We start from the raw sequence: 23,343 nt of genomic DNA, 5'->3' as shown, positions 1-23,343 counted from the left end.
TGAAAACAAGGTGTGATGGCTTTTGCCTTTTCATTACAGGTTACTAAGCCAAGGGATTAGAAAATCCTTGAACTTCAAAGCCAAAGGAGGAGATCTGAATGACCTTGTGTCAAATCAGTAGTTGGAACTGTCAGGGAAAATTCCCGAGAAAGTTAGCGTTCGACTCATGGCTACATGTAAAAGTAAGGGCTGAAAACAGGTGCGTTGTGTTTGTGGAAGGTCAAAGCGGCCACGGAGCCTAAATCACATTGTTATAAGGTGAACTGGCCGGTTGATGGGGGACGGATTAGTAATCGGCTATTCCGGCCCCATTACCATTACTGGCAATGAGGAAGGGTAATGGATCGCCAAACGGACAACTTTCGTTAAACGTGATGCACTCTAACGATAGCCAGAGGTGATTGAATCTGTAATTTCAATAGCTATATATTATTAACAATTCGGCCCCTAGCGGGTTATTTATTAGTTTATTAGGATGTACTAAAAAATGGCAACGTTTTAAGTTTTCCCTTATTCGGTATCAGTCTACGATTCCATCAAGTCAAGGGCTTTGCATGCGGAGCATGGAAAGACAAGAAAATGGTTCATACTGGAATGTTCAAGGCTAGGGCCGAGGAGTTGGGTAACTCGCGGCTTGATTATGTAGCGGGATGTCTACGACGGAGATGCCAGCCAACACCAAGATTTAGACGGTGATTGACTAGGAACTGTGGCTTTTACATGACGGTGTTCAGGTAGATCTGAAGTTCTTGCTTCAACTGGTACCGTAACCAGTCGGGTGACAATACCTCTGCATCAGGAAGCCACGCCTTTAGCTGACGAAGCAAGTGTGGAATGTTATTGGTTTGGTTACAGGCTAATACGTCTCCGGAATTCAGTACTTTCAACACTCGAAAATCATGGTCGGTGCTTTCATTGAAGAAGGCATCGGCAATGCGTCCTCGAATCTGTATAACCACGTCGACAGGAGTTATTGACTCAACATCTGATCGCCAACCAGTGATGATCTGCTCGACGTTAGTATCGGGAGAGTATTTGTCCTCATATCGGACTAACTCGGAAATTCTGGCAACTCTGAGTAAATCTAGGCGGTTTCTGTGTGCTCCGGCGAGATACCAGAGTCCTCTATCGTTCACCAACCGGTATGGGTGGAACTGATCATAGGCCTGTCCATCGCAGACAAAGCTGATTACGTGCCGTAGTTGAACCGATTCGATAAGTTTCTGGAACATAGAAGCGTTTTCGCTGATGTCTTCAATCCGTGGGTTCTTGAATAGAAACGGCGGCGTCGATTTGTTGTTAAGCACTCCGTTACTCAGGTAGTGCTTGCCCGAAAACAGGGTGTCTAGTCCCATGTTGGCAAGTAATGTTGATATTTCGTGGCTAGTCTGCTTACCCAAGACTTTTGGATCAAGAAAATAACATGCACCTTCGCGTTGAATAGGGAGGTAATTTAATCGCTCATTGAAATCCCGCTGCAGGGTTCTTTCACTCACACCGAACTCTCGCCTCAATTCTTCCAGACATAGCCGTTCTCCCGTATTCAAACGGGTCAAAATAATACCAAGTCTTTTCGCTAGGGTGTCGTGTTCTTTCATGCTACGCATTTTAGATAGACCACTCGTCAGGGCATGTCGTGCTTTGAGAGAATCCGATTATTTCTAGCGAAACTTCATAAGGTTACTGATATTGCTATAGCTTTTATTGGTCGCCAAAGCGTATGTCTGACAAGGCATATGTAACTTGAGTGAAATTGATTCACTCGTCTCGACATTACCTGTCGATCACCCTCTTTAAACTATTAACCATTCTCGCTTTCGGTGCCTTTACCGATGGCGTCATGACGTATTCAAGGAAACAACACAATGAAAAAATCAATCATCCTGCTAGGTCTATCGTGTCTATTCGTTACCACATCATCATTCGCTGGCGGTACGCTCGGCGGTAATCCGGCTGACATTTCGAAGATAGAAAAATCCTGGAATGGGAAAGCAGGTAAACAAGTTTACTCTCAGTCTGGCCAACGTATTGAGTGGTATGCCGATGCCTGTGGAACAATGAATGGTCATGTCACTGATGTGACTCAATGCAGCCCAGATACCCCGAAAGGTAAAGCACAATAAGTTTTGTTGCGGAGCTTGGCTCACGATATCTCAGTTTCGAAATTGGAACTCTCTAGGCTGAGGTATCAATGAGCTCTGCAACACCCTAATAAACCAACAAGAAGGAACCTTTACATGGCGATTAAATCAATAACAACACTAGTTAAAACCTGTCCTGCATGTGGTGAGCGTGCATATGATGATGGTAGCTGTCAGGTGTGCGGTCACTCTCACTAAAGCTGTATTGGTAAAAATCTAAGGGGTCATGTTCTTCATTGAGCATGGCCCTTTTCGTATCATATCTACAGAAAAGGAGTAAGTACGTGGATAAAGACAACTATTCTGAACCACAAAAAGGATCAGAGACTCTATCTAAAAGTAGGAAAGAATTAGGATTTAAAGCTGCTCAGCTTGGTGGTGCTATAGGCCTTCGATTTGGTGGGCCATATGGAATGTTAATTGGGACAATCTGCGGATTTTCAGCAGGAATTTTGATTGATGAGGTACTGGAGGACTAGTTAATCAATAAAGCAGGGACGCATGTTTCTGTTTTTTTATATCGACAAGAACAAACCATATGGTCAAGTGGTGCAGACTGCGGGGGTAACTAAAAGCCTCTTACGGTATTTCAAGTTTTGTCCGTGACTCTTAACAAAGTAATAACCCTGTTAGATAGCACTTCGCTGTACAGGGATTACTTTTAATTAATCATTAAGGATAAGGTCATGGAAAACTTCAATAATATTATCGAACACAACACAAGTGAACTTAAGAACGGCAATATGAGTGCATATTTGGCTGTGCTGGAAGACAGTATTTATCAATACGAGGAAAGGTATGCTCCGATGAAAGGCAGAGCTTATCTACGTAACTACGTTCGGTCTTGCTTCCGCAATGATCTAGCCAAGAAAGGAGGTTACGACTCCTTTGGCCGCAGGCAATTCAAGACTTATATCAAACGTTGGTTCCACAAGGTTGGCGAGAGATAAAAACCACATGTGGCGTATCGAGATCTTATCTCTATCTGCGCCAAAAGCGGACACAAAGCCTAAGTAGATATATTTTTAGGTTTCGAGTCCGCTTTTTACTTGTGTTTACGGATACTGAATTGTTTTTGACACAAACGTTTTAGGTATTTTGGTCTAAAGTACTTAGTTCAAATTAGAAAAGTATCTTGAAACCTTAAACGTATGTTAGCGCTCAGCCTGAATTTCCGTAATGGAACTCCTAAGCGTAGGTTCTACATTAACTTTTCCGCTATTAATATGGTAATAGTGAACTTTACCTTTTTCACCATATTGTTCAATGTAACTATTACGAACATGATTTCCTAAATAGGCTGTATGGCGAAAGTTACAATAGAGTCCTCATCACGCATGAATTCACGACGGTCAACACAAGTCATTTCAGCAACTAAATAATAATTACTGTTAGTGTGCTCTTTGAACTTTGAAAAAAAGTCCTTAGATACAGTCATGTAAGTTCCCAATGAGCTACCAACTTCTATTCGATGCGCTGGATACCAGTGTTCTACCCAATACCTCCAGACACCATTACTTACCGTACCGCCAAAATATTCTACGCTGGATTCATTCTGGGTTACTGAGCTTATTGGTAAATCTCCAACACAATAAGTAGGACGGAAATAACCCCTAGATAGCCAATCAATTTCCCACCGCCCAAAAGAAGACGGCCAAGTCCACTTGGCTAAAGGAAAAATACCTTCTTTAGTATTCCTTGCACTATTAATTGAATCGAATATGTAATGAGGGTCGACCATTTCGATCTCATGTAGAGAGACTAAGATTACCCTCAGATCAATACAAACACCGGTATAGTTTCTGAGAACAGGACCATTGGCATGTAATAATATTTCGTCAGAGTTGGCTATCTGGGAAAGGTATTGCTCAAGTTCACTTTGACCAGGTAAAAGATCATCCTTCTTTAAATCATCTAACCTAGGCCAGAGCTTAGGCGAATCTGAAGGTGAGAGATTTATTGCAATGGAACCAAAGGGTAATACTTCTTCAGCATGCATCAAAGCCATATCTACTGGAATAGAGTATTGATCGATAGCGTAAGCCAACGTCCTAGTATACGCAGATAATATTGATGACTCTGCAGTCCATGAAAAACTACAGCTAATTTTATCTCGAGAGGAAAACTGATCACCACAGAAATTATGGGGGTTGAAAACAGGACAAAAGTGCCTTTCCTGAATTTGTTCCCATTCAAGAAGGAAATGCTTAACTAGCGGTGCTTTATGTTCTTTTTCCAACTCTTCGATAGTCATTATGTACCTCAATGCAAGGCCATTGGCATATCTTTCATACTTTGCTCTATTTGGAATTAGACCTTCCAAAAACTCAGAATATAAAGGTGTTAAATCATCTCTTCCTGCATCCATATAGCCCAGCTTTGATATCAGTTCATCCGATATAATAGAAGGGAAACGTATGTTTTGAACTATCTCTTCTTTGTGAAAGGGAGATTTTTCAATAAGTAAGAGAATTGACAAGTAATCTACGATATCAACTTCGTACTGCTGTTTTGATAGGTATTGGATATATAGCGAACGAAACTCAGTATTAGCATCGTCTTGCAAGAGCATTGAGATTTGCTTTGCAGTTTGGAGTCTAGCATAGCGGTCAGGCCATTTATAATGAAGATATATTAGATGTAAGGGTGCAAGTCTTTTTTCAATAGGTTGCTTATACCAATACAGTTCATTTAGTGGAAGATGTGCAATATCTCCCTCAAGACCACTAACCATGGCTTCTGTAATTTCAGCAGCAAGATCCAATTGGCCTGCGGCAACTAAATAAGTCACAAGTTGAGTAGAGGGAACAATTATTGCCTCGTCTCTTTGTACCTTCGATGAGCCTGCCGGCATTGTATCTCGTAAAATATTTTCCCATTTGTTCTTATATGTTGAGCCATATTCTCTTAATGATTCTTCTGATTGGGAGTGAGAATACCGATTCCAGCTATTGTTTAGTTTTATATCCCTAACGGCCCATGTATATGCTTTTGTCTTGCCATTAATATCTTTACTCAATAGAAATATTTCATGTAGACACCTATCAAGCTCATAGTCTGATTTTTCTTGTTCATAATATTCGTTAAACGAATTGAGAATAATGGCCCCCTGACCTTGCTCTTTCCAGTACGTTATCCAATCTATGACAAATTTCTTGCGAACCTTGTATGATATGGAGTGTAAAGTAGACCTAAATTCATCCAGGTTGTTCGGCTGGATAGTCTTAACGTCAGAGAATTCAGATGTTTCTTCATGTTCTGTCGAATTTAGTTCTCTAAGAAGTGGGGGAATACCACCAAGAATTTTGTATTGCTCTTGATAAATTGTGTCTAGTGTTGCGTTTCCCTCAGCCCTTTCTTTTAATGCTCTGAGTGAATCAACTGTGGTCATACAACGTAGAAATGAATGCTCTGATTGTGTAGACAGTGGAAATGTCTTGATTATGTTCTCAAGAATAACATCTGTTCGATGCCAATTTTCTTCTGACAAATGATAGTCAAATTCATCAACCAGACGTTCTGGGTTGTGTTTTGCTAATAATTTTGTGAACCAATTTGGAATATGCCCTATTTCTCGTTCTGAAAAATCAAAAACATCTGTTGTAAATGTTGCTACGCGCCTCAACCAACCTGGTACTTGAGGACAGTTCGAGTTCGAGCACTCGTCAATGGCTTCAAAAACTTCATGTAGGGTAATGTCTTTTCTATGGCCATACCCGACCATATTCAAAGCGGCACGTTTGAGAAATAGGCTAGCTTCATCGTGAAGTCCGTACTTGCTTGCCAAAATTCCTATTGCAAGGCTGTCATTTGCTAGTGTGGCAGTGTCCTCTCTGCGGAGAATCTCGGCATCAAAGAGCTTGTGAAATGCTTGAGATGTAATACCTTTAGGAAAGCTAATAATAGAATTTTGAGCTGAAACATCGAAAAATACATGCGAACTCCACCAGAGGCTTTCTGTAATCATTGAAAAGTCGCTTTCATTGAACATAGTAAGCTCGTCAACCGAGTCACAGATAATGCTTAGATGTAAGGATATCTTAGCTAGAGATTTCCTTATATTGAATAATATGGACGTTAACTTATAACCCATCCGGTATTGATCTGGTAGTGCAAGAATGACGAAACAATTGTATAGATCCGATACTTCGAATTTATCCCCTGCCTTAAGTTTTTCAGCGATAGTGGTCGATGCATATTGAAAAGTGACCCACGCATTTTTAATAAACTCTTCGATACTGTTCGGTTCGACCAAATGCGGTTCCTCAATCACGACCGAGTTACTAAACCTGTGAGCAAGAGTATTGAAGAAGTACTGATAGAAAAGATTATAAGTAGCACCTTCATATTCCTCTGGACACTCTAATTGCGGGAGTTCATCAGATTCAACATCTTTCCCATTTAGTAATAAATGGAGTAGTCCTAGGCTGGAATTGGAAATACGAAGGTTTGGGAATGCTTCTGTTAACGATACACCTTCAATGCAAGCTGCTAAAACAATTTCATCAATTATTTTTGAGGAAATACTCTTTGGTATATCAAAGACAGATAAATCTAGTAGTAAATGTCTATGCCCATATTGGATAAGAAGTTCTACGATCCTAGTGAAGGACGATGACTTATCAGTAAGTCTTTCATAAAATTCATTGATGACCTCTAAATCAGGATTCTCATAACTCATCAAGACTTGTAAATAGTCATCAACAAGACTGTTTAATGTCTGATAGTGATTAGAGTCCTCCAGTCGAGCATAAAATTGTATCCTGCGATAAATTTCTCTTTCACAATCTTTGACGATTCTTTCATTTTTTCCTTGTAAATGCTTAGCAACGATTACTATTTCATTATCAGGAATAATCCTCAGATTATCGGCTCTCCAAAGAAGCCCGAAAGTATCTGATGAACAGTTAAGTGAACAGTCCAAAAATTGACTAAAGTCCTGTATCTGAAATTCAGGACCATTAAGCAATCTCATTTTCAAAGTCCGAAGTCTTAATAGCTCAGAATATAGTGATTGTTCGAAGGCTATACTTTCAGCAACACCGACTATGTGTTCTATATGCTCTAATGGATATGCTTTGCAGAGTGACCGGACGAGCCATTCTTTGGTGATCCCTTGTAGTAGAGGAGTAGCATTCCCTAAATTTGCTTGAATTATCCAATCCCAACCCCATTTCCAGTATTCGGGGGCATGTCGGTCGATCCAGGTTTTTGATTTCTTATTTAGCCTTTCTTTTGATTTGGAAAAAGCATCTTTTCGCTTTAGATAAACAAACAAGCTGTTATGAAATGGCGTTATTCCGCTAAGTCTATTTTCAATGAGGTGTTGAATTTCAGAAAAGCTATTCCTAAAAATAAGACTGTCATCAAAACAAAATTCCAAATGCGTTTTATCCGGCCATGAAAAGTCAGCATTCACAATAAGAAGGAGAATTTCTTTCGCACTTTCAGATAGTGAAACCCACAAATTCTCATAGTATGCGTGTATATCCCCATCAGGGCAGGTTGGAAGCCTTTCCACGTCATATTTATTGATTTTATTTCTAGCCAACTTCATGCTGTTCAGAGAATAAATAATATGGAGGGGATATCCTTTTGAAATGTCTAGCAATGCCTGTGATATTTCTACGACTTCTTGCCTTCTGTGCTCATCCACACCAACAACATTTATTTCTTCAATTGAGACCAAGAAGTCTACTCTATCCTTAATAGCAGCTAGTCCCATAGCTGGAATATCGAGCCATGACTTATCTCTTGGCGCTGATCGTAATAACGAATTAGGTAAATATTCGTCACTTATTGGTTGTGTACCATAGAGTAAGCAAATTTTTTCTTTGAGTGGATCAATTCGATTAACTAGATGTTCAAGTTGACTGATATCTGATCTTTCACGATAAACATGGTCTAGCCCATCAATGATGACGACAAGTATTTCATTACTTTCAGTCGCCATGTCAGCAGCCTTGCGAATCCACATGTCTAATTTCTCTGGATCGAGTTCATCCTGAGAAAAATCAGATGGGTATAGGCTCTTTATCTGGCTTTGTAGGGATTGTGCTGCGTTATTGAAGGCAATCCTGTCTCCTATAAAATGTGGAGACAAATAATAATGATGCCTTATAACTGGTGTCTTCTTCTCTATAAGTTGGTCGGTCAAGAAAGAAAGATATGTACTCTTCCCCATGCCTGGAAGACCTGAGATAACCGAGCAGCCAGGCTTGGTGGTTCTTTCTAGTATTTCGCTATGGAATTCTTCTAAAGGTGGTATGTAGCCTCCCGGTACCTCAAAAAACTGAGATATAGTCCTTTTTGAACCAAGGGATAAGATCTCGTGAATATGCTCGAGGCAAATTCTCCCGTCTGGGGATGGCTCGTTTTTTCGAGTTGCCCAACGCTCAACCGTTTTTAATAGCTGAAGCCAACTTTCATTATTTGCATGATCGGGAACTAGTGAGTCCTGAAGCTTGAATTCTAAATCTTCGATTTCGTGTTGGCTGTGCTCAAAAATTAGGTTTTCGAAGAATGTTATGGCTTTTCGTTCGTCGCCAAGCTGGGTAGATACTCTAGACTTTACTTCGTCTGGAACTAAGTTGTAATCGATCTTGTTTTCATGAAGACAATTGGATAGAACAGTGTCGGGCTTCCTATTCGTAATGAGCTTGGCTATCGATATCACATTTGAATCGCCGAACCTTTCAAGATCAGCAGACCATTTCTCTATTAAAGAAGTACCCTTCGGCTTTTTCTTTAATAGCCAATCAAAATCAAGCCTTAGGTCTTCACGAGTTGAATCGATTGTGAATTTGACTTGATAAAGCTCATACTCACCACTAGCTGTAAAACAAATAACATCATCTAGGCTTTTTACACCACCTAGCCCTTGGTTATCCTCAATACTCATCCATTGGTATTTTTCTGGCTCGTGATACCAATTTATCAGCATACGAATACACATAAGATCTTGATACGTATATCCAACTCGTGTCAACTGAGATGGCTTTATTCCTGAAAGTCTTGTCAAGAGAGAGATCCTTTATGTATATACTTTCTAAAAAATGACAAGGATTACCTCTTCCAAGGGCAACCATTCTTATAAGGTCACGATTAGTATTGGGTAGTCATGTCTGATCATTACAAATACGGGAGTAATTTAGCGAAAACCACTTCAGCCTCCGCACTATTGACCACTTTAAGTCACTGACTAAAATAACAAAAACCACTCCTAAGCGTAAATAGCAAGAACGATAATTGTGTGTTCTGATGCGTATTATCAGGTCGCAATACCAAGTAAGGAGATTTTACTTAAAAAATCTATGCATTAATAAGTCGTAAGCTCACGGTTTATATTCAGCAGACAATAGTTTTAAGATCTTTGGGTTAGTTGAAGTAAGTCTCACTCGAGTTGATATGATGGACTAATTTTTTTTGCACTAAACGATATTGGGGTATAAGTGAGCTAGAGCTTTGATACCACTAAATGTGATCACTAGTAAAGTTGACTATCCAATCAACTAAGTATCGATTTACCTACCAGTCACGATTGAGAACCAAAAGAGTCGGCCACAAAACCTAAATTCAAACTTATTAGGCTTTGCGTCCAGTTCTGGTCATTTGGCTAGCCACACATCAAGTGTGTTCGGATCACCATCTTTGGTCCAACAGTCTGGTTGGCTTATGTTGATATCAGACCTTATCTTCAACTGTGGGTACATTTCCTGAACCACTTGGGTCATGATCTGCGCTGTTAACTCACTGACTACATTTAAGTGTTCTTTAGGTACTTCGAAAACAAAGGCATCGTGCATCGCAACGATCAATTTGGCGTTGTAACCTTTATATAACTGATGAAGTCGATTTCCGGCTGCTTTGAACAAGGCTGCTGCTGTACCTTGTACTGGCATGTTTACCATCCAATTTTTCTCAGTGTGGCCGCGCTTAGCATCCAATTGGCGGTATCGGTGCAATCCCGTTGCAGTGCTGACATGCCCTCGCAGAGTGCCATACCGGGGCATTCTCTTAATGGCTTTTTGCAGTTCGGGAAACATCGATAGAAACTTATCCATCAGCTCCGTGGCCTTGTTGACACTGATATTGAGTTTTTTCGCTATTCCGAAGCTGGTGATACCGTAAATTAGGCCAAGTGTACATTGCTTCATGATGGCTCGTTTCTCTGGATGTTTCTCTTTGAAGGCCGACGAATCGCAGCTGCGGTATTCTGATTCTAACTCTTCGCTGAAGAACTCTTGTGCCATGGCTGTGTATAGGTCGCCTTGGTTGTACATCTTGACTAAGTTTGAGTCGCCATACACGCCAGCAGCAATCGCCACCTCAATCTGTGCCAGATCGACTTCTCCAATCGCGTAACCGTCTTGTGCAACCACTAACGGACGAAGGACAGCAGGAAGACCTAAGATATTCGGCGCAACGGTAGCCTGTCGGCCTGTCGCAGCCGTAAGCTGTTTTTGTTCTGGGTGAACGCGTCCGTCACTACCGACAATACCGGGCTGTAAAATGACGTCTTTGTAGACAGAATCGATATGCGTATATTTGGCCAAGAATGCCACAGCAGGGTGCAAAGCATAGTTTTTGCTTAGCATTTCACGTTTAAAATTATAGTCGTCACCATCTTTGAAGTGATGTAGTAATCCGAGTGAAGCAAAAAGCGCTTGTTTTTGATGCTGGCTATTGGGGTTTGTCATCCCTAGTTGTGCGAGCTCTTGACTGTATAGATTAAATTTACGCTCGCACGCTTCGAGAATTTGACTGCACTTATCTCTGCATACTTTAAAGCCGTTCCACTCGATAGCGGCGTTAGTCACGATCCAAGGCATCTCAATACTGATAAGGTGTTGGTGGATACCAAAGATGAGGCAGGATTGGCTTTGTGGTAGATACAGTTTTGCCACCGTGATGCTGAGCTGCGACGTCCGTTCAATCTGGAAGGCAGAAAAAGACTGGTGGTCTTGCTCAGAGCCCATCTGTAACTTCACGCTGGAAGCGAGGCCGTTTTGTACATTGTAACGTTGAGCTGTCTCCGCTAAGCCATAAAACACCATGTTCTGTTCAGCCAATGTTTTTTGGGCTTGTATCTTTTCGACCGTTGAAATACCTTGTGCGGGCTTAGCGTTATTGTGTTGACCAAGATATCTGGCTTTTTCTGCAATGCAGGTATCCCACCAATATCTGGGCTCGTGTAGGCCCAATGACCAAATACAGTGCAGGTCAGATTTGGCGTCGTGGGTTACGTAGGTCACAGGCAGATCGAAAAGGCTTTGTAGTTTTGGACTAATCGAGGGAGTCGCAACGTCAATGACGAACGAGTGCAGCGCTAGTGAGTTACTTGTGTTCTCCATCAGCGTCATGCTGAGTAAGCGTGGAGTCATGGACGAAATATCATATCTGTCATTGCCGTTCGGTAGCGTGACTACCGGAGTCGAGTAAGTGAATTGAAAGCTGAGACTGACAGCGGATAGAGTTAATTGGTATGCCAGATCAATCAATTGTTCGAGCTCGGCTTCATGCTGAATGAACTGAGTTTTCCCGATGGTATGTGACGTATCTTGAGGCAGAATCAAGGCACTCGATGGTGGGTTTGTTCTCTTTTTTAGATGCGCTTGGGTTCCAGGTAATAATTCCATTGCATGACCTTTAAGTTGTAAGGAAAGCATTTCTGACAATGCCTTCCTTGCTGAGTTAGTGTTGGTTATCCGGTCTTATGGCGTCGAACGGTTCGAGTGCTGATCCCAAGAGTTGAAGCAATCTCTTGCTGCTTAATCCCGTCGGCTATCATCTGATTGATCTGCTCTGACAGGCTTGCCGACGTTCGGGCTTGCTTGCTTTTTAAACAGAAGTGTTTTCGCAGTTGATCTAGATTGGTGTACTCATGGTCGTAACCCGACTTTGGTGCATCGTTATTTTGAAACGTGATGATTTCACGCGATTTTGTAAATGGGCGAACACGTCCAATGGCTTGGATGACGACACCCATTTCTAATGTTTGCAGCATTGGGTTTACGACTTTAGCGACATCAGAGTACCGATACTTTTGATCTGTGATGACGCCATAACGCCGTCGAGGGTTGTCAGTGGTTGCAATCGCCACGTCTATTCGCTCATCCTCGGCTCGTAGATCCTGAATCGCGTTGTTAAGTATGTCTTGGGTTACGTAATAGCTGTTTAGGCAGTAGCAGCAATCGAACTCCTCGAATTGATTAATACCGATGACCCCGTAATGGATCATGGGGACTAAGGTCATATCGTCACACTCTGCGTAAGCGCTTGCGGGAACCACACGAATATCCTGAACCCCTTCCTCTGCCAGAAATTGATTGAACAAGGAAACGCAGTGGTCGACGTGTTTCTGTTTAGAGACCAACAATACGCGTTTTCCTTCTCTCACTCGTTGGAGCGTCAATTGGGCGAAGGTATCTAGGATTTGTGGTGAGTTTTTCTTAAAGTTTGTCGCAGTCCCAATTGAGGACGCGATATTGTGCCAAATCGTCGATTCCCCTCGGAACTCAATGTGAGAGTAAGGGCTATAAAAATCCATCCCGAGCTTAAGTTTGAGTATGTCCGGGTAGGTGGTGCCGCTGTATAGCACTGTGTCGTATCCCGCATTGACTGGCGGCGCAGGAAAGTGAATTGAACCATCCGCTAATTTTTCGCGTGATTCTACCTCAGACACTCCGAAGCTTTGAATGTCATACAGAATATTGATGAAACGATCGCCAAATATGCGATCGCCAATACTGGTGATTTGAGTGATCTGATCTGGAAAAATTGCAGGGCAGCGCCACGCAGAAATATCGCGCAGTTCCTCCGTCGAGGCCTGTCGTAAACATTCTAGGTAGTGCGTTAGAGTGCCTTTTACATAGTCTGATAGATGACTCTCTTGCACGGCTTCTAGGGTTTGTTCAATCGATATGGGCGATATGCATCGACTGTAATGGTTTATGCTCACATTGGCTTCATCGAAAATGACTAAAGCATTGTTTGCTTTCGCCATCGTTACGATGTGTTGGATGAAGTAGGGGTTACGCACGAAGTGGGATTGAGCTGCATATACAATTTTCGCCCCATTCAAATTCTTGCCGTATTGGTCGGGCCAAAAACACTTATCTTTATTTGGACAAAGGGCGCAAATGTGCTTTTTGCCCAGTAGACCTAAGTTTCTACATTCGTAGCCTTTCCAGCTCAGATCGCGAGTTTCACCACACAACTTGCTGGGACGGGGTTGTATATTGACAACTTTAACATCGGCTGGAGGGCTTTGAAGGGGCTTTCTTTCTTCAAGAATTCTTCGAGTCGGCGCCGAGACAATGACGCAATCATATGTTTTCGACTCCAACGCCAAAGTGGTCAACTTATCCAGTTGGTACGACTTACCAACGCCTACCATCCAGTCGTTGAGCACGTAGTGGTGTCGCGTCAGCATCTCAAGCATAGCCTGAGCACTATTATTAAAACGAAATTCAGCGAGGCTTTCGGCCCCGCTGATGATGACTGGATTAACCATAATCAAGCCACACCTTTGAAACGTAGGCGTCTCTCGATCTCTGGGATATCTCGCAGTTCGTCGTCGGTCAAAATACGGTAGATATCAGACAAGCGTATTTCGCCAGAATCGAATGAGTCGGAAAACGCGGTAATTTTATCTTCATCGATAGTGGCGTACTCGGGGAGGGCAGTCGCATGAACATCATAGTTGAAGCCATTTTTCTCAATTGACACGAGTTGACCGCCCTTGGTGACGTAAGGCTTGATCTGCGGAAACAAGGATTTTGGCTTTTCGGATGGTGGAACAGCCAACACCTTCACCTCTCCCTCAATGTGATCGTAGACGGGAAATAGGTAGCGGCTATCTAATTTAATTTGAGCGCGGCACATCAGACAATCGGATCCACTGCACTGAAGGAACCCGAAGCCATTCATGTAGTGAAAGTAGACTTTCTCTGCCATAGGCGTAAAGAAGGTCAGCTCTGCGGACGAATTCTTTAAATCAACAGCCTGAAGTGCCAGAGGTGCAAAGTTAGGTTGGTTACTTGAATCGCCGTTAGGAAAATCGTTGAAATTCACCATAGAGTTGCGGCCATGTGTTTCGTAGTTTGCCGAAGTATGTGTGTTGTTTGAGTAGTTCATCATGTGCTCCAAAATTTATTCTTGATTCGGCAGCCAATATATTGGCTGCCGAATTTGAGGTATAAGAAGGCCGTCACCGAGAGGCTCGGCTAGTCAAAAATCAAAGTAAAAAAGTGGTGTTGCTAAAGGGTTAGTGTTTTTCGACGGTTTTAATGGCTTCGGATAGTTGCTCAGCAGCCAGCTTATATCCCCAATTCGACTTAATAGTTAAGCGTTGTTCAAACTCACGAGTGATGGCGTCTAGGTTGTCTATACGGCCAACTTGCGCCTGTACTTCGATTGCGGATTCGACAAATTCTTCCATTCGGACTTTCTGACCTTTGCAGGTGTGTCGTTTGGCTTTGTTTGTGTAAGTGATGAGTAGAGCTTGAGTACTAAATGGCATGAGATTTTTTCCTTGGGTTTTATTGATATATTGAATCAGTTATTTGTTTAGGTCGTGCTCAAGTGCGGATTTGACATTAAAGTCAAAATCATCAATTGAGTAAAAGCAGTCGATAGCCAGTGAATGGGTGGCAGCAGAAAAAAGTTCGAGTATTTCAACCTTAGTCATTTCAATATGCTCGATCACATATGCCATTGCATCGTAGATGGACTGAGGTAGCCCTTTTAGGTTGCTTTTATTGTGAATACAACTGAACGAAGCTCTTTCCAGATTGGGAAACACAACATTTGTAGTTACTTCAATATCTGCATCGTTGATGGCTTCTGCATGGGAACCAATCCATTCTTTCATTTCAAAAATATGTTCAATGGGATCACCAATTTCGCTCAAGTAATGGTTTTGAGCGATGGTGATTGCTGTGGATCCGTTTGAGTAATCGCATTCGCCGTTATAGCACTCTTCTGAATCAATAATGTTATCGATGTCAGCAGGTAATTTTGATGGAGCGAACACCAAGTTGTACGCCAGCTTAACGTAGTGAGCGACGTTAGATGGTGAAACAGAGTTAGTTAATGTTGTTAATTTAGTATTCATTCTTTAATTCCGATAGTATGATTTATTCAATTAAATCAGGAGTTAAGTTTTCCTGATGAACATAAATTTGCCCTATAAAATTGATTTTGAAAAGTGCGTATAAATGGCAGGAAATTTGTTCTTGATTTTTTTTAAACATGGTTGATAGCCCCTCAGAATGGTTCTCGCGAGGGTAGACGCTTTTTGAAAGGAAAATTGAGTTTATCCGCTTGTTTAAAGACGTTCTGAGAGCGAGTGAACTTTTACTTTTGTGATGAAAGTCTGGTTTTTTAGTTGTGGTGTTACCGATCGATACTACTAAATCCGGCTTAGAGCTTTATCTCATTGTTTTATATGAGCCTAATATTTAACCAAGTCAATACGACCGGCATTGGTGGCTTTGGTCATCGATGCCGGATTTTTTGTTTTAGTGGCGCCGCCGTCGACGTCAGTAAACTCATGCGGATAATCAGGTGATGTGATTTTGCTGGTGAATTTCGGAGTGATTCGGGGTAGGGTTTCTATGGGCTTTGTTGCGTAATTCGGACAGAAAATCAAATAGCCGAGATTGAGTGATTATTAAACAATACACTGAGTTTCAGGCATACCAAGACCTGTAAGCTTGTTCAGCGCTTTAATCATGGCGTAGGTTTCGCCAACTTGAGCATTGAAGTTTCTCAGGCTTAACCTCCCACCTAGCAACTGCTTCACGCGATACATGGCTGTTTCAGAGAGCGAACGCTTGTGATAACCATAACGCTTTTTCCATTTCTTGTTGGAGCCGTAGAGCTTCTGACAACCTACTGCTAAATTGCGAGGGTGCCCTAGCTCCCAGAATGCAGCTCCTTCTCGTGGCGGGATAAGCGGAACCGCTCGCTTTATCCGTATGGCATCAAAGCAATTTCTTGTGTCATAAGCGCCATCACCTGATATCTCAATGATTTTGCGACGTGTCTGTTTGAGTAAGTTGGGGAGCACTTCGGTATCAGTTACGTTAGATAAACTCAGCTCTGCTGCGACTATTTCGTGGGTGCTTGTATCTACTGCGATATGCAGTTTACGCCAGACTCTACGCTTCCCCCCAGTATCATGCTTTTTGACCTTCCATTCACCTTCGCAATAAACCTTGAGACCTGTAGCAACAATTGCATAGAGAAAACTCGTTTCGCCATTAGTGTGGTAATTAAGGATATGTCGCTGAATCGGCGTGGTCTAACCCGTTTGCCTTGTTTCCACTCGGAAATCGCTTCCGCGTCAATCTAAAAGGTCAGAGAACCACGGCTTATTAAGGCTTGATTACACTGCTTCCAGTTGGTTGTTTTGTAACGAGGTTTAGACATGAGGTTGCGACGATTGATAGGGATAGCCGCACAAATCGTAGCTTCTAGATTAAGTTCCATCGACTTAAGCAACAAAGCCGGCCTAGAATTGTTGTTTCATAATGAAGCCGATAAAAGCCCCAACGGCAGATAGCACTACAGAGCTAATCTGGCATGAGTCAGGAGTTAGATTTGGATTGGAACATAAAATCTAATGGATATACACCAGTCACCAGTGTCGTAAATATCGAGCAACGTAAACTGGACGAAAAACCTAAATAAAAGTTATAGAAAGGATTTATGTCCACCTCATAGACTGAACCTTAAGCATTAAGACCAGCATAAATCCCGTCTAACGTGATGTTTTTCTTTGACTTCCTCTGGGCGGACTTTTGTGCGTTCTTAAATATATAGCTAGAGGCCCATTCCAGTTTATTGCCTATTTCTGACCATGCCTTGTGGCTGATACATTCAAATATGGGCAACAGCCACACATCCACATTTTTTGCCGCCTTAAACAGCGAGACCGATGGCATTATCTGAAGCGCAGTACTGCGCCTGATGATCAGCGAGAGTAAACTGGCCCAGATAAGCCCATCAACGATGGCCTTTTGTGCGGTGACAAATCGTTGCCAGTTTGTGTGAGATTTTAATTCTTTAAAAAGCAACTCCACCTGCCATCGACAGCGGTAGATCGCCATTATGTCATCAGCAGTATAGGTACCTGAAGGCAAGTTAGTTAACCAAATACAGAATCGCTTTTCTTCTGCAAACCAACGTCTTACCACTCTAAATTCTTGCTTACCACTACGAACTTTAAGGTCGAGTACCTGTGAGCGATTAGTACCTCGAGTGATGTCTTTGAGCTTCTTTCCTTCTAGTTTAGATAAATGCCGGCCCTGACCGTTTCTCGCTTCTATAACATGAGGATTCAGGGACTTTGCTCCTCGAAAAAATATAGAAACCACCATACAGTTCAAGCTCAGTAAAGAATTGGAAGTCAGGGTACCCTGCGTCAGCCAACAACAATTTGTTACTCATTGTTTTGGGGGCGGGCAAAAAGTCTCTTTCTGATGCTGTATCAGCGCTGATGCTCATTGCGACTGGAGAAAAGCTTTTTTAAAGACATTGTCATATGGCATTCAACTGCGGCTGGATTGCGTTTAAATCGGCTCGGGTAAACGTTCGAAAGGTCACGATGAATGTGGAAAGAGCTACCATCTTGAAGCAGCACATCATCAAAGGTGGCGAGTTTATCTGGTAGGTTGGCACTCTGCTGGCGAGCAAACTGAGCTATCGCTCGCATGGCCAATTGGCGCATGAATATCGGAAATTCTTCTTTTCTTAACTGGTTATGGTAGGGCTTATAAGCCACAGTATCTTTAGCGCTTAAGCACATCCCATTGAATTGCCTTAGTAAATCGGCAATAGATGAGCAGTTTCCTTTGCTCAAAGCGGCCACTAGGCTTACTACTAGCTGGTCGGGTAAGATAGCCCGACATCGCTTCATAAGTCCTGTACTTTTCGCCATTTTTTGAAGGCTATCAGCATTAAAGAATTGCTTAAACTGCTTTTGTAGGGAGATAATCGTCATCGGCTTCACGGTTGATATGGGTGGTTTGTTTGGCGACGATTATCTGATCATAAATGAAGCCTTTTTTCTATCTAAATAAATAGCTTAGAGCTTAAGATCCTGTCTATGATGTCCACCTAAATAATGGCCAAAAAATTGACTTACAAAACATGATTAAAACCAGACAGAAAACAACGTTGCTGATTAAATCATATAGAAATTTTCGCAGAATAAGGTCAAGAGCCATTCCATAGCTAATTCGGTGTAAACGACCCGCAAGCTATAACTAGAGCATGGAGAATGCGCGGAAAATGCTATTGATCTTTGGGGCATTTAAGGTTGCCGAGCCTCTACTAAGGATAGATAAGGTCTAATGGCCAGAAATATCGTTCACTTCGTCCATAGCTCAAAAATAAGACTAAAAACAGAGTTTTGAGCTTTGGTGCGCGGGTCCATGACAACATATTCTGATATATTAAGATGAGTGTTGTTGATGTTCGTACATCTTCATAATACCCTGTTGTTCATAGTTTCGGTGAGAGCACGTTGCTGGATCATTGCACGTACTTCTACTTTGAACCCGTTCGAGGCTAAGTTGTCGACGGACGTTTTATTATGCTTAGGAAATAGGTATGGAAGAAGACTTACACGGGGAGAGTTCCTCCGGCAGTAATGTGCATTCTGCAACTGGCCCCGCTTTAGGTTATTACTACCAGAGTGTTTATGCCCTTACTCTCTTATTTGATTCAACAAATGACAAAGCTTTTGTCTCAGTGGAGACATGGGATGATGTTGAATTGTGTGATGGTGCTAGTAAAGAGCTCCATCAGCTTAAACATTCTATTGATGCTGAAAAGAAAATAAGTGTAGCCAGTCGAGAATTTTGGTCAACAATTAATGTTTGGGTTGATTTCATTAGTAAACATTCCTTATCCCAAGGTTTGTTTGTGTTAGTGACGGTTGCTGATATTAAAGAGGACTCGCCACTTAAGGTTCTTTCTGATACGTCAAGTGATAGAAGTATTTTAGTTGAAGAGATGCGGAAAGAGGCCAAAAAAGTTATAGATGCCAGGAAGGAAGTGGAGCTAGATAACAAACAACGAATAAAAAATAGTCAAAAACCAAATTCGTTACCCTATGAAAATAAATACAAAGGCTGTAAGTCTTTTTTAGATATGTCAAATCCTGATCAAGTTAAACTTGTTAATAATATAACTCATAAAAAAGGCGCTTTTCAGATACATGAAGGTAGAAAAGAAGTTGAAAAGGTTATAAGTAAATTATATCCGGAATATATTAGAATGGAACTAGCAAAATTAATATTGTCTTGGTGGGATAGAGAAGTAATTGAAAGTCTCACTGGGGAAAGAGCTAGAGCTATATATGCGGAAGAACTAAAACAGTTTATCGCAGAAAAGGCTGCTATTTTAATTGATGATGGGCTTACAGATGACTCTGATATTCTTAATGATATCTTTCCTGAGCCTAATTTGACGCCGATGCTCGAAAAGCAACTTGACTTGATTAACGCGACTGATAGCCAGAAAAGAAGATCAGCAGTAACTGAAATGAAGGCTAGAAACCAAAGAAGACAATGGATTGAACGAAGGTTATCGTTGGCAACCAAGATAACGCAATATGATTCGAGATTGGTAAGCGAATGGAAAGATCTTTTCGAAGAAGTGACAGAAGATATAGAACAAGAAGCTCAGAAGGTTGAAGTTGGTAAAAAGCTGCTAAAGTGGTCTCACTTTGAAGCTCATAATGAAGTTCCACCTATCCGGTATGGTTGGACAAACCCTGATTTGGTGCGAGGCAGTTACCAAATATTATCTGCGAAGAAATCAGTAGGATGGCATCCTGACTATATGGAACGTATTACTGATGAGGACTAAATTTTGATCTATGATGATGTTTTTGTGGAAACCAATCCTGCATATTGTGCGTTAATATTACATGGCTATATTCAAGGTTTTCAAAGTGAGTCTTCGCAAGGTGTCGAATTTCCATTAGCGTTTCTAGCACTACCTATTTCGATGTCAAGTAATTACGATACATCTTTCAAGAATACGCGTGTAGATACTGGTTTTTTTACTTGGGTTGATAGAAATCCTAATATTATTATTGAGTTGGCTGACTTAATATCAAATACAAAAATAATTACTAAGAGTGCAATTAAATTCGGAGCTGCAAAAAAGATTATAGGAATAAATTCTTTTGGAAGATTGATCTCTGATGGTGAAAATATTATACCTCCAAAAAAGGTGTCGACGAGTAGCGAGTTGGGCAGAATAATAACTAAATCATATAGATTTGGCCAATGGCTAGGTCAAGTTGATTCTACAAGTACAATATATAATCATCTAGGGCTGGAAATATGAAAAGTTGGAATTTAGAAAGTATTAGATTTTATAGCCTTGATGGTAAAACGCGTGACTTAAACTTCTCATTAGGAGAAGTAAATATAATAACTGGCGACTCTAATACTGGTAAAACAGCAATAATTAGAGTAATTGATTATTGTTTGGGTTCCTCATCTTGTAGAATTCCTTCATTTATTAAAGATAGAACTTCATTTGTACTTACGAAATGGACAAATGGAGACGTAGATCTGATTGTTTCTAGGGCTATTCCTAAGAAAAGTGCAAAGACGTCCACTAAAATGTTCGTTGAATATGGTGCTTGTGTTAACGTACCGGGAAAAATCGAAGACTTAAAAGGAAGGGCCAGTTTAGAGCAGGCACGCTTAGCTATTGAGAAGCTATTTGGAATCGGCAATGCTTACCAAGGTGGCGATAGTTCGATAGCAGACAGAAATAGAATATCTATACGTCAAGCGACTCCGTACATGTATCTCACTAAAAACGTAGTGGATAGTGATACGATTCTAATGCATGGACTGGATGATTCTCGAGCTGCACCAATGATTGTAGGTGCAATGCCGTTCTTCCTTGGGGCTCAAAAGGAAGATGAAATAGCGGCGGAGCGCAGGCTAAAGCAACTGGAAAAAATGATTGAAGCTGAGGTGAAGCGAAAAGAAAACTTAAATAAGTCGAACTTGGATTTTATTAATAAATGCCATTCCTTACTTAGGGAGTCACGTCAAGTTGGTATATACGAGAATCAAGAGCTTCCTGTAGAGGCAGACGCTTTGATTGAAAGGTTACTAAATGTTTCCAAATGGGATTTCAAAAAAGTTAATATACCAAATGAAGATGAAATCAATAGTTTAATTAAAGATAAGTCTTGTATTCATTCTGAGATCAGTCGATTGAAGAGAAAAAGGAAGTCGGCGTTAAATATTGGAAGTGAATCGTCATCATTTAAGTCAACAGTAGAAAGTCAAACTAAAAAATTAAAATCCTTAGACCTTTATAACTGTTATGATGTTCATGTATGTCCTATCTGTGACTCTAATATTGCAGAAGTTAACGAAGTTGTTGAAAAAATTAATGGTTCATTTAAGTCGTTAGAGTTTGAAAGAAAAGTTGTATCAAAACATAAACCTAATGTCGATAACCTAATTCGTAGTATCGACGAAGAAATTGAATTAAATACGCGAGAAATAGTGAATTTAGATAACAATATAAAATCATTAATTGCTGAGTCAGAGGAAGCGAAAAGATTTAATAACCTTTCACAGAGAGCAGCAAGGATTTCGGGTAGGATTTCATATTTTTTGGATTCGCATGATTTCAACTCTTCATTTGATTCAACAAGGCTCAATGCGTATATAGAAGAAAAAGAAGAGCTAGAGGAAAGGTTTAATATTGAGAGGAAGATGCAAAGATTAAGTATAATTGAAAATACAATATCTAATTATGCATCGGAGGTTATGAAAGATTTACCGAGAGGAATTCCTTGTGATACAAGCAAAATACAGTTTTTCTCAAAGAAGCCTAGCGTGGTTCTTTACGATAATGAAGCTGGGAGAGAGTATCAGTTTGATGATGTAGGATCTGATGAAAACTATCTCACTATACATTTATCGTTAATATTTGGAATGCAAAGATATCTTAAAGAAGCTAAGAGACCAGTTCCTAATTTTGTTGTAATTGACCAAGTTAGTCGCCCATACTTCTCAATGAAAGAAGGTAATGAGTCTGAAGTTGAGTTAAAAGTAGGCGTGAGTAATACACAAATGGATGAAGATACCTTAGCCCTAAAACAATATTTTGACTTTCTATTTGATGAAGTTGAACGTCGTAGTGGACTACAAGTTCTAGTCTTGGAGCATGCGTATTTTTCTGATGATAAAAGATATAAAAATGCGGTTAAATATCGATGGCATAAGGTTGGGACAGAAAAGTTAATTCCAGAAGAGTGGCCTGTGTCTTAATTTATGTACAAAGTTTCGAAGCGGACATTGGATAGAATATTCTGTCCGCTTCATTTTCATGTTAATCGAATAAACATCCTGTGCTGCATTCTTTGTGCGCTGCTCATTGCCAGTTTATCCTGTGCTTAATTGTTGTGTATAATTCTCTCTCGATTTTAGGTCGAAAAACAAACGTTGGAACGGTTTTTAACCAATTGAATCCAATAAATAAATTTTTTTATTGACTCATTATCTTAATCAGTTAAAGTACGCCTCGTTCTCAGGACAACACAGTTCTAGAGATAAAGAATTTTGTAATGTTGATTCATGTCGACATTAAGATGGTGTTTTACTTTTCAGTAATCGGCATCGCAATAAAGAATTGCGTGCCCTGGTGGTGGAATTGGTAGACACAAGGGATTTAAAATCCCTCGACGTTCGCGTTGTGCCGGTTCAAGTCCGGCCCGGGGCACCATCTATTTGATTATTACCTTTTTGGGTAATGTTCAAAAGAGTTGTTCTCTTAAAACACTATTGAAGGCGCCTTGGCAGAGTGGCTATGCAGCGGATTGCAAATCCGTGGACCTCGGTTCGACTCCGGGAGGCGCCTCCACTATTCAACGTTGAAAGGCCAGCAGAAATGCTGGCCTTTTTGCTATCTGAAATTCCATTTCTTCCCGCTTTCCTAATTTTTAACGCCGTCCATTCATTAGATCGAACTTCTGGCTAAATTACTCGATCTGATTGATCTGCTTTACGGAGTTCTACGTTATCAAGGCGCTTTATTGCACAAGTTGTATAAGTTGGCCAAACGTATTTCTGAGAAAATTGTTTGACGAAAACTGTTAGTAGCTCAGTAAGACAACCTAAGCTAATCGAGTGTGCGATTTATAAAT

13 protein-coding genes, 2 tRNA genes and 2 pseudogenes are annotated in these 23,343 nt (G+C 41.0%); 8 read left to right on the top strand and 9 right to left on the bottom strand.

Features of this window, described 5'->3' with window-relative positions; all coding sequences use genetic code 11:
• Positions 1 to 716: 716 nt before the first annotated feature.
• Positions 717 to 1,598 carry a helix-turn-helix transcriptional regulator gene (locus OCV19_RS18920; RefSeq protein ID WP_065677652.1) on the bottom strand — a complete coding sequence of 294 codons (882 nt, stop codon included), beginning with the start codon at positions 1,596 to 1,598 and terminating at the stop codon, positions 717 to 719.
• 267 nt (positions 1,599 to 1,865) lie between these two features.
• On the opposite strand from OCV19_RS18920, the gene OCV19_RS18915 reads away from it, so the two are divergent.
• The 3 genes from OCV19_RS18915 to OCV19_RS18905 all read left to right on the top strand — a co-directional run bounded on the left by OCV19_RS18915 (position 1,866) and on the right by OCV19_RS18905 (position 3,091).
• Positions 1,866 to 2,123 (top strand): hypothetical protein, encoded by a 258-nt coding sequence (locus OCV19_RS18915; protein ID WP_065677653.1) that lies wholly within the window; start codon positions 1,866 to 1,868, stop codon positions 2,121 to 2,123.
• A gap of 302 nt (positions 2,124 to 2,425) precedes the next feature.
• A complete protein-coding gene (locus OCV19_RS18910; protein ID WP_010434944.1) occupies positions 2,426 to 2,620 on the top strand; it encodes a hypothetical protein in 195 nt (64 codons plus the stop codon).
• 207 nt (positions 2,621 to 2,827) lie between these two features.
• On the top strand, positions 2,828 to 3,091 hold the full coding sequence (locus OCV19_RS18905) for a hypothetical protein (RefSeq protein WP_065677654.1): 264 nt from the start codon (positions 2,828 to 2,830) through the stop codon (positions 3,089 to 3,091).
• Positions 3,092 to 3,432: 341 nt separating this feature from the next.
• Here OCV19_RS18905 and OCV19_RS18900 read toward each other — a convergent pair whose 3' ends face one another.
• The 8 genes and pseudogenes from OCV19_RS18900 to OCV19_RS18865 form a co-directional block, all read right to left on the bottom strand.
• On the bottom strand, positions 3,433 to 9,162 hold the full coding sequence (locus tag OCV19_RS18900) for an ATP-binding protein (protein ID WP_139093589.1): 5,730 nt from the start codon (positions 9,160 to 9,162) through the stop codon (positions 3,433 to 3,435).
• 586 nt (positions 9,163 to 9,748) lie between these two features.
• The gene (locus tag OCV19_RS18895; RefSeq protein WP_065677660.1) at positions 9,749 to 11,779 is read right to left on the bottom strand and encodes a DNA polymerase; all 2,031 of its coding nucleotides are present in this window, start codon (positions 11,777 to 11,779) and stop codon (positions 9,749 to 9,751) included.
• Positions 11,780 to 11,844: 65 nt separating this feature from the next.
• Positions 11,845 to 13,182: a helix-turn-helix domain-containing protein gene (locus tag OCV19_RS18890; protein WP_261875731.1), complete on the bottom strand. Its 1,338-nt coding sequence runs from the start codon at positions 13,180 to 13,182 to the stop codon at positions 11,845 to 11,847.
• A 476-nt stretch (positions 13,183 to 13,658) separates the two neighbouring features.
• Positions 13,659 to 14,282, bottom strand: a complete 624-nt coding sequence (locus tag OCV19_RS18885; protein WP_132968478.1) for a hypothetical protein — start codon at positions 14,280 to 14,282, stop codon at positions 13,659 to 13,661.
• A 127-nt stretch (positions 14,283 to 14,409) separates the two neighbouring features.
• Positions 14,410 to 14,664, bottom strand: coding sequence for a hypothetical protein (locus tag OCV19_RS18880; RefSeq protein ID WP_065677658.1), 255 nt, complete (start codon positions 14,662 to 14,664; stop codon positions 14,410 to 14,412).
• Between the two features lie 39 nt (positions 14,665 to 14,703).
• The gene (locus OCV19_RS18875; RefSeq protein ID WP_065677659.1) at positions 14,704 to 15,258 is read right to left on the bottom strand and encodes a hypothetical protein; all 555 of its coding nucleotides are present in this window, start codon (positions 15,256 to 15,258) and stop codon (positions 14,704 to 14,706) included.
• Positions 15,259 to 15,816: 558 nt separating this feature from the next.
• Positions 15,817 to 16,577, bottom strand: a pseudogene (locus OCV19_RS18870) (IS5 family transposase).
• 302 nt (positions 16,578 to 16,879) lie between these two features.
• Positions 16,880 to 18,150: pseudogene (locus tag OCV19_RS18865) on the bottom strand (IS4 family transposase).
• A 611-nt stretch (positions 18,151 to 18,761) separates the two neighbouring features.
• Between OCV19_RS18865 and OCV19_RS18860 the strand changes: the two are divergent.
• The 5 genes from OCV19_RS18860 to OCV19_RS18840 all read left to right on the top strand — a co-directional run bounded on the left by OCV19_RS18860 (position 18,762) and on the right by OCV19_RS18840 (position 23,060).
• Complete coding sequence (locus OCV19_RS18860) at positions 18,762 to 20,024, top strand: ABC-three component system protein (RefSeq protein WP_065677092.1); 1,263 nt, start codon at positions 18,762 to 18,764, stop codon at positions 20,022 to 20,024.
• Positions 20,025 to 20,027: 3 nt separating this feature from the next.
• A complete protein-coding gene (locus OCV19_RS18855) occupies positions 20,028 to 20,510 on the top strand; it encodes a three component ABC system middle component (protein ID WP_065677091.1) in 483 nt (160 codons plus the stop codon).
• The gene (locus OCV19_RS18850; protein ID WP_065677090.1) at positions 20,507 to 22,468 is read left to right on the top strand and encodes a DUF3732 domain-containing protein; all 1,962 of its coding nucleotides are present in this window, start codon (positions 20,507 to 20,509) and stop codon (positions 22,466 to 22,468) included. Before OCV19_RS18855 ends, OCV19_RS18850 begins: the two co-directional genes overlap by 4 nt.
• Positions 22,469 to 22,835: 367 nt before the next feature.
• Positions 22,836 to 22,922, top strand: a tRNA-Leu gene (locus OCV19_RS18845).
• Between the two features lie 64 nt (positions 22,923 to 22,986).
• Positions 22,987 to 23,060, top strand: a tRNA-Cys gene (locus OCV19_RS18840).
• Positions 23,061 to 23,343: the final 283 nt, after the last annotated feature.

Origin of the sequence: Vibrio celticus, assembly GCF_024347335.1 — a bacterium.
In the GTDB taxonomy this organism is placed as follows: domain Bacteria; phylum Pseudomonadota; class Gammaproteobacteria; order Enterobacterales; family Vibrionaceae; genus Vibrio; species Vibrio celticus.
Note: the sequence above shows the minus strand (reverse complement) of the source record. Positions and strands in the feature narration are given on the sequence as shown.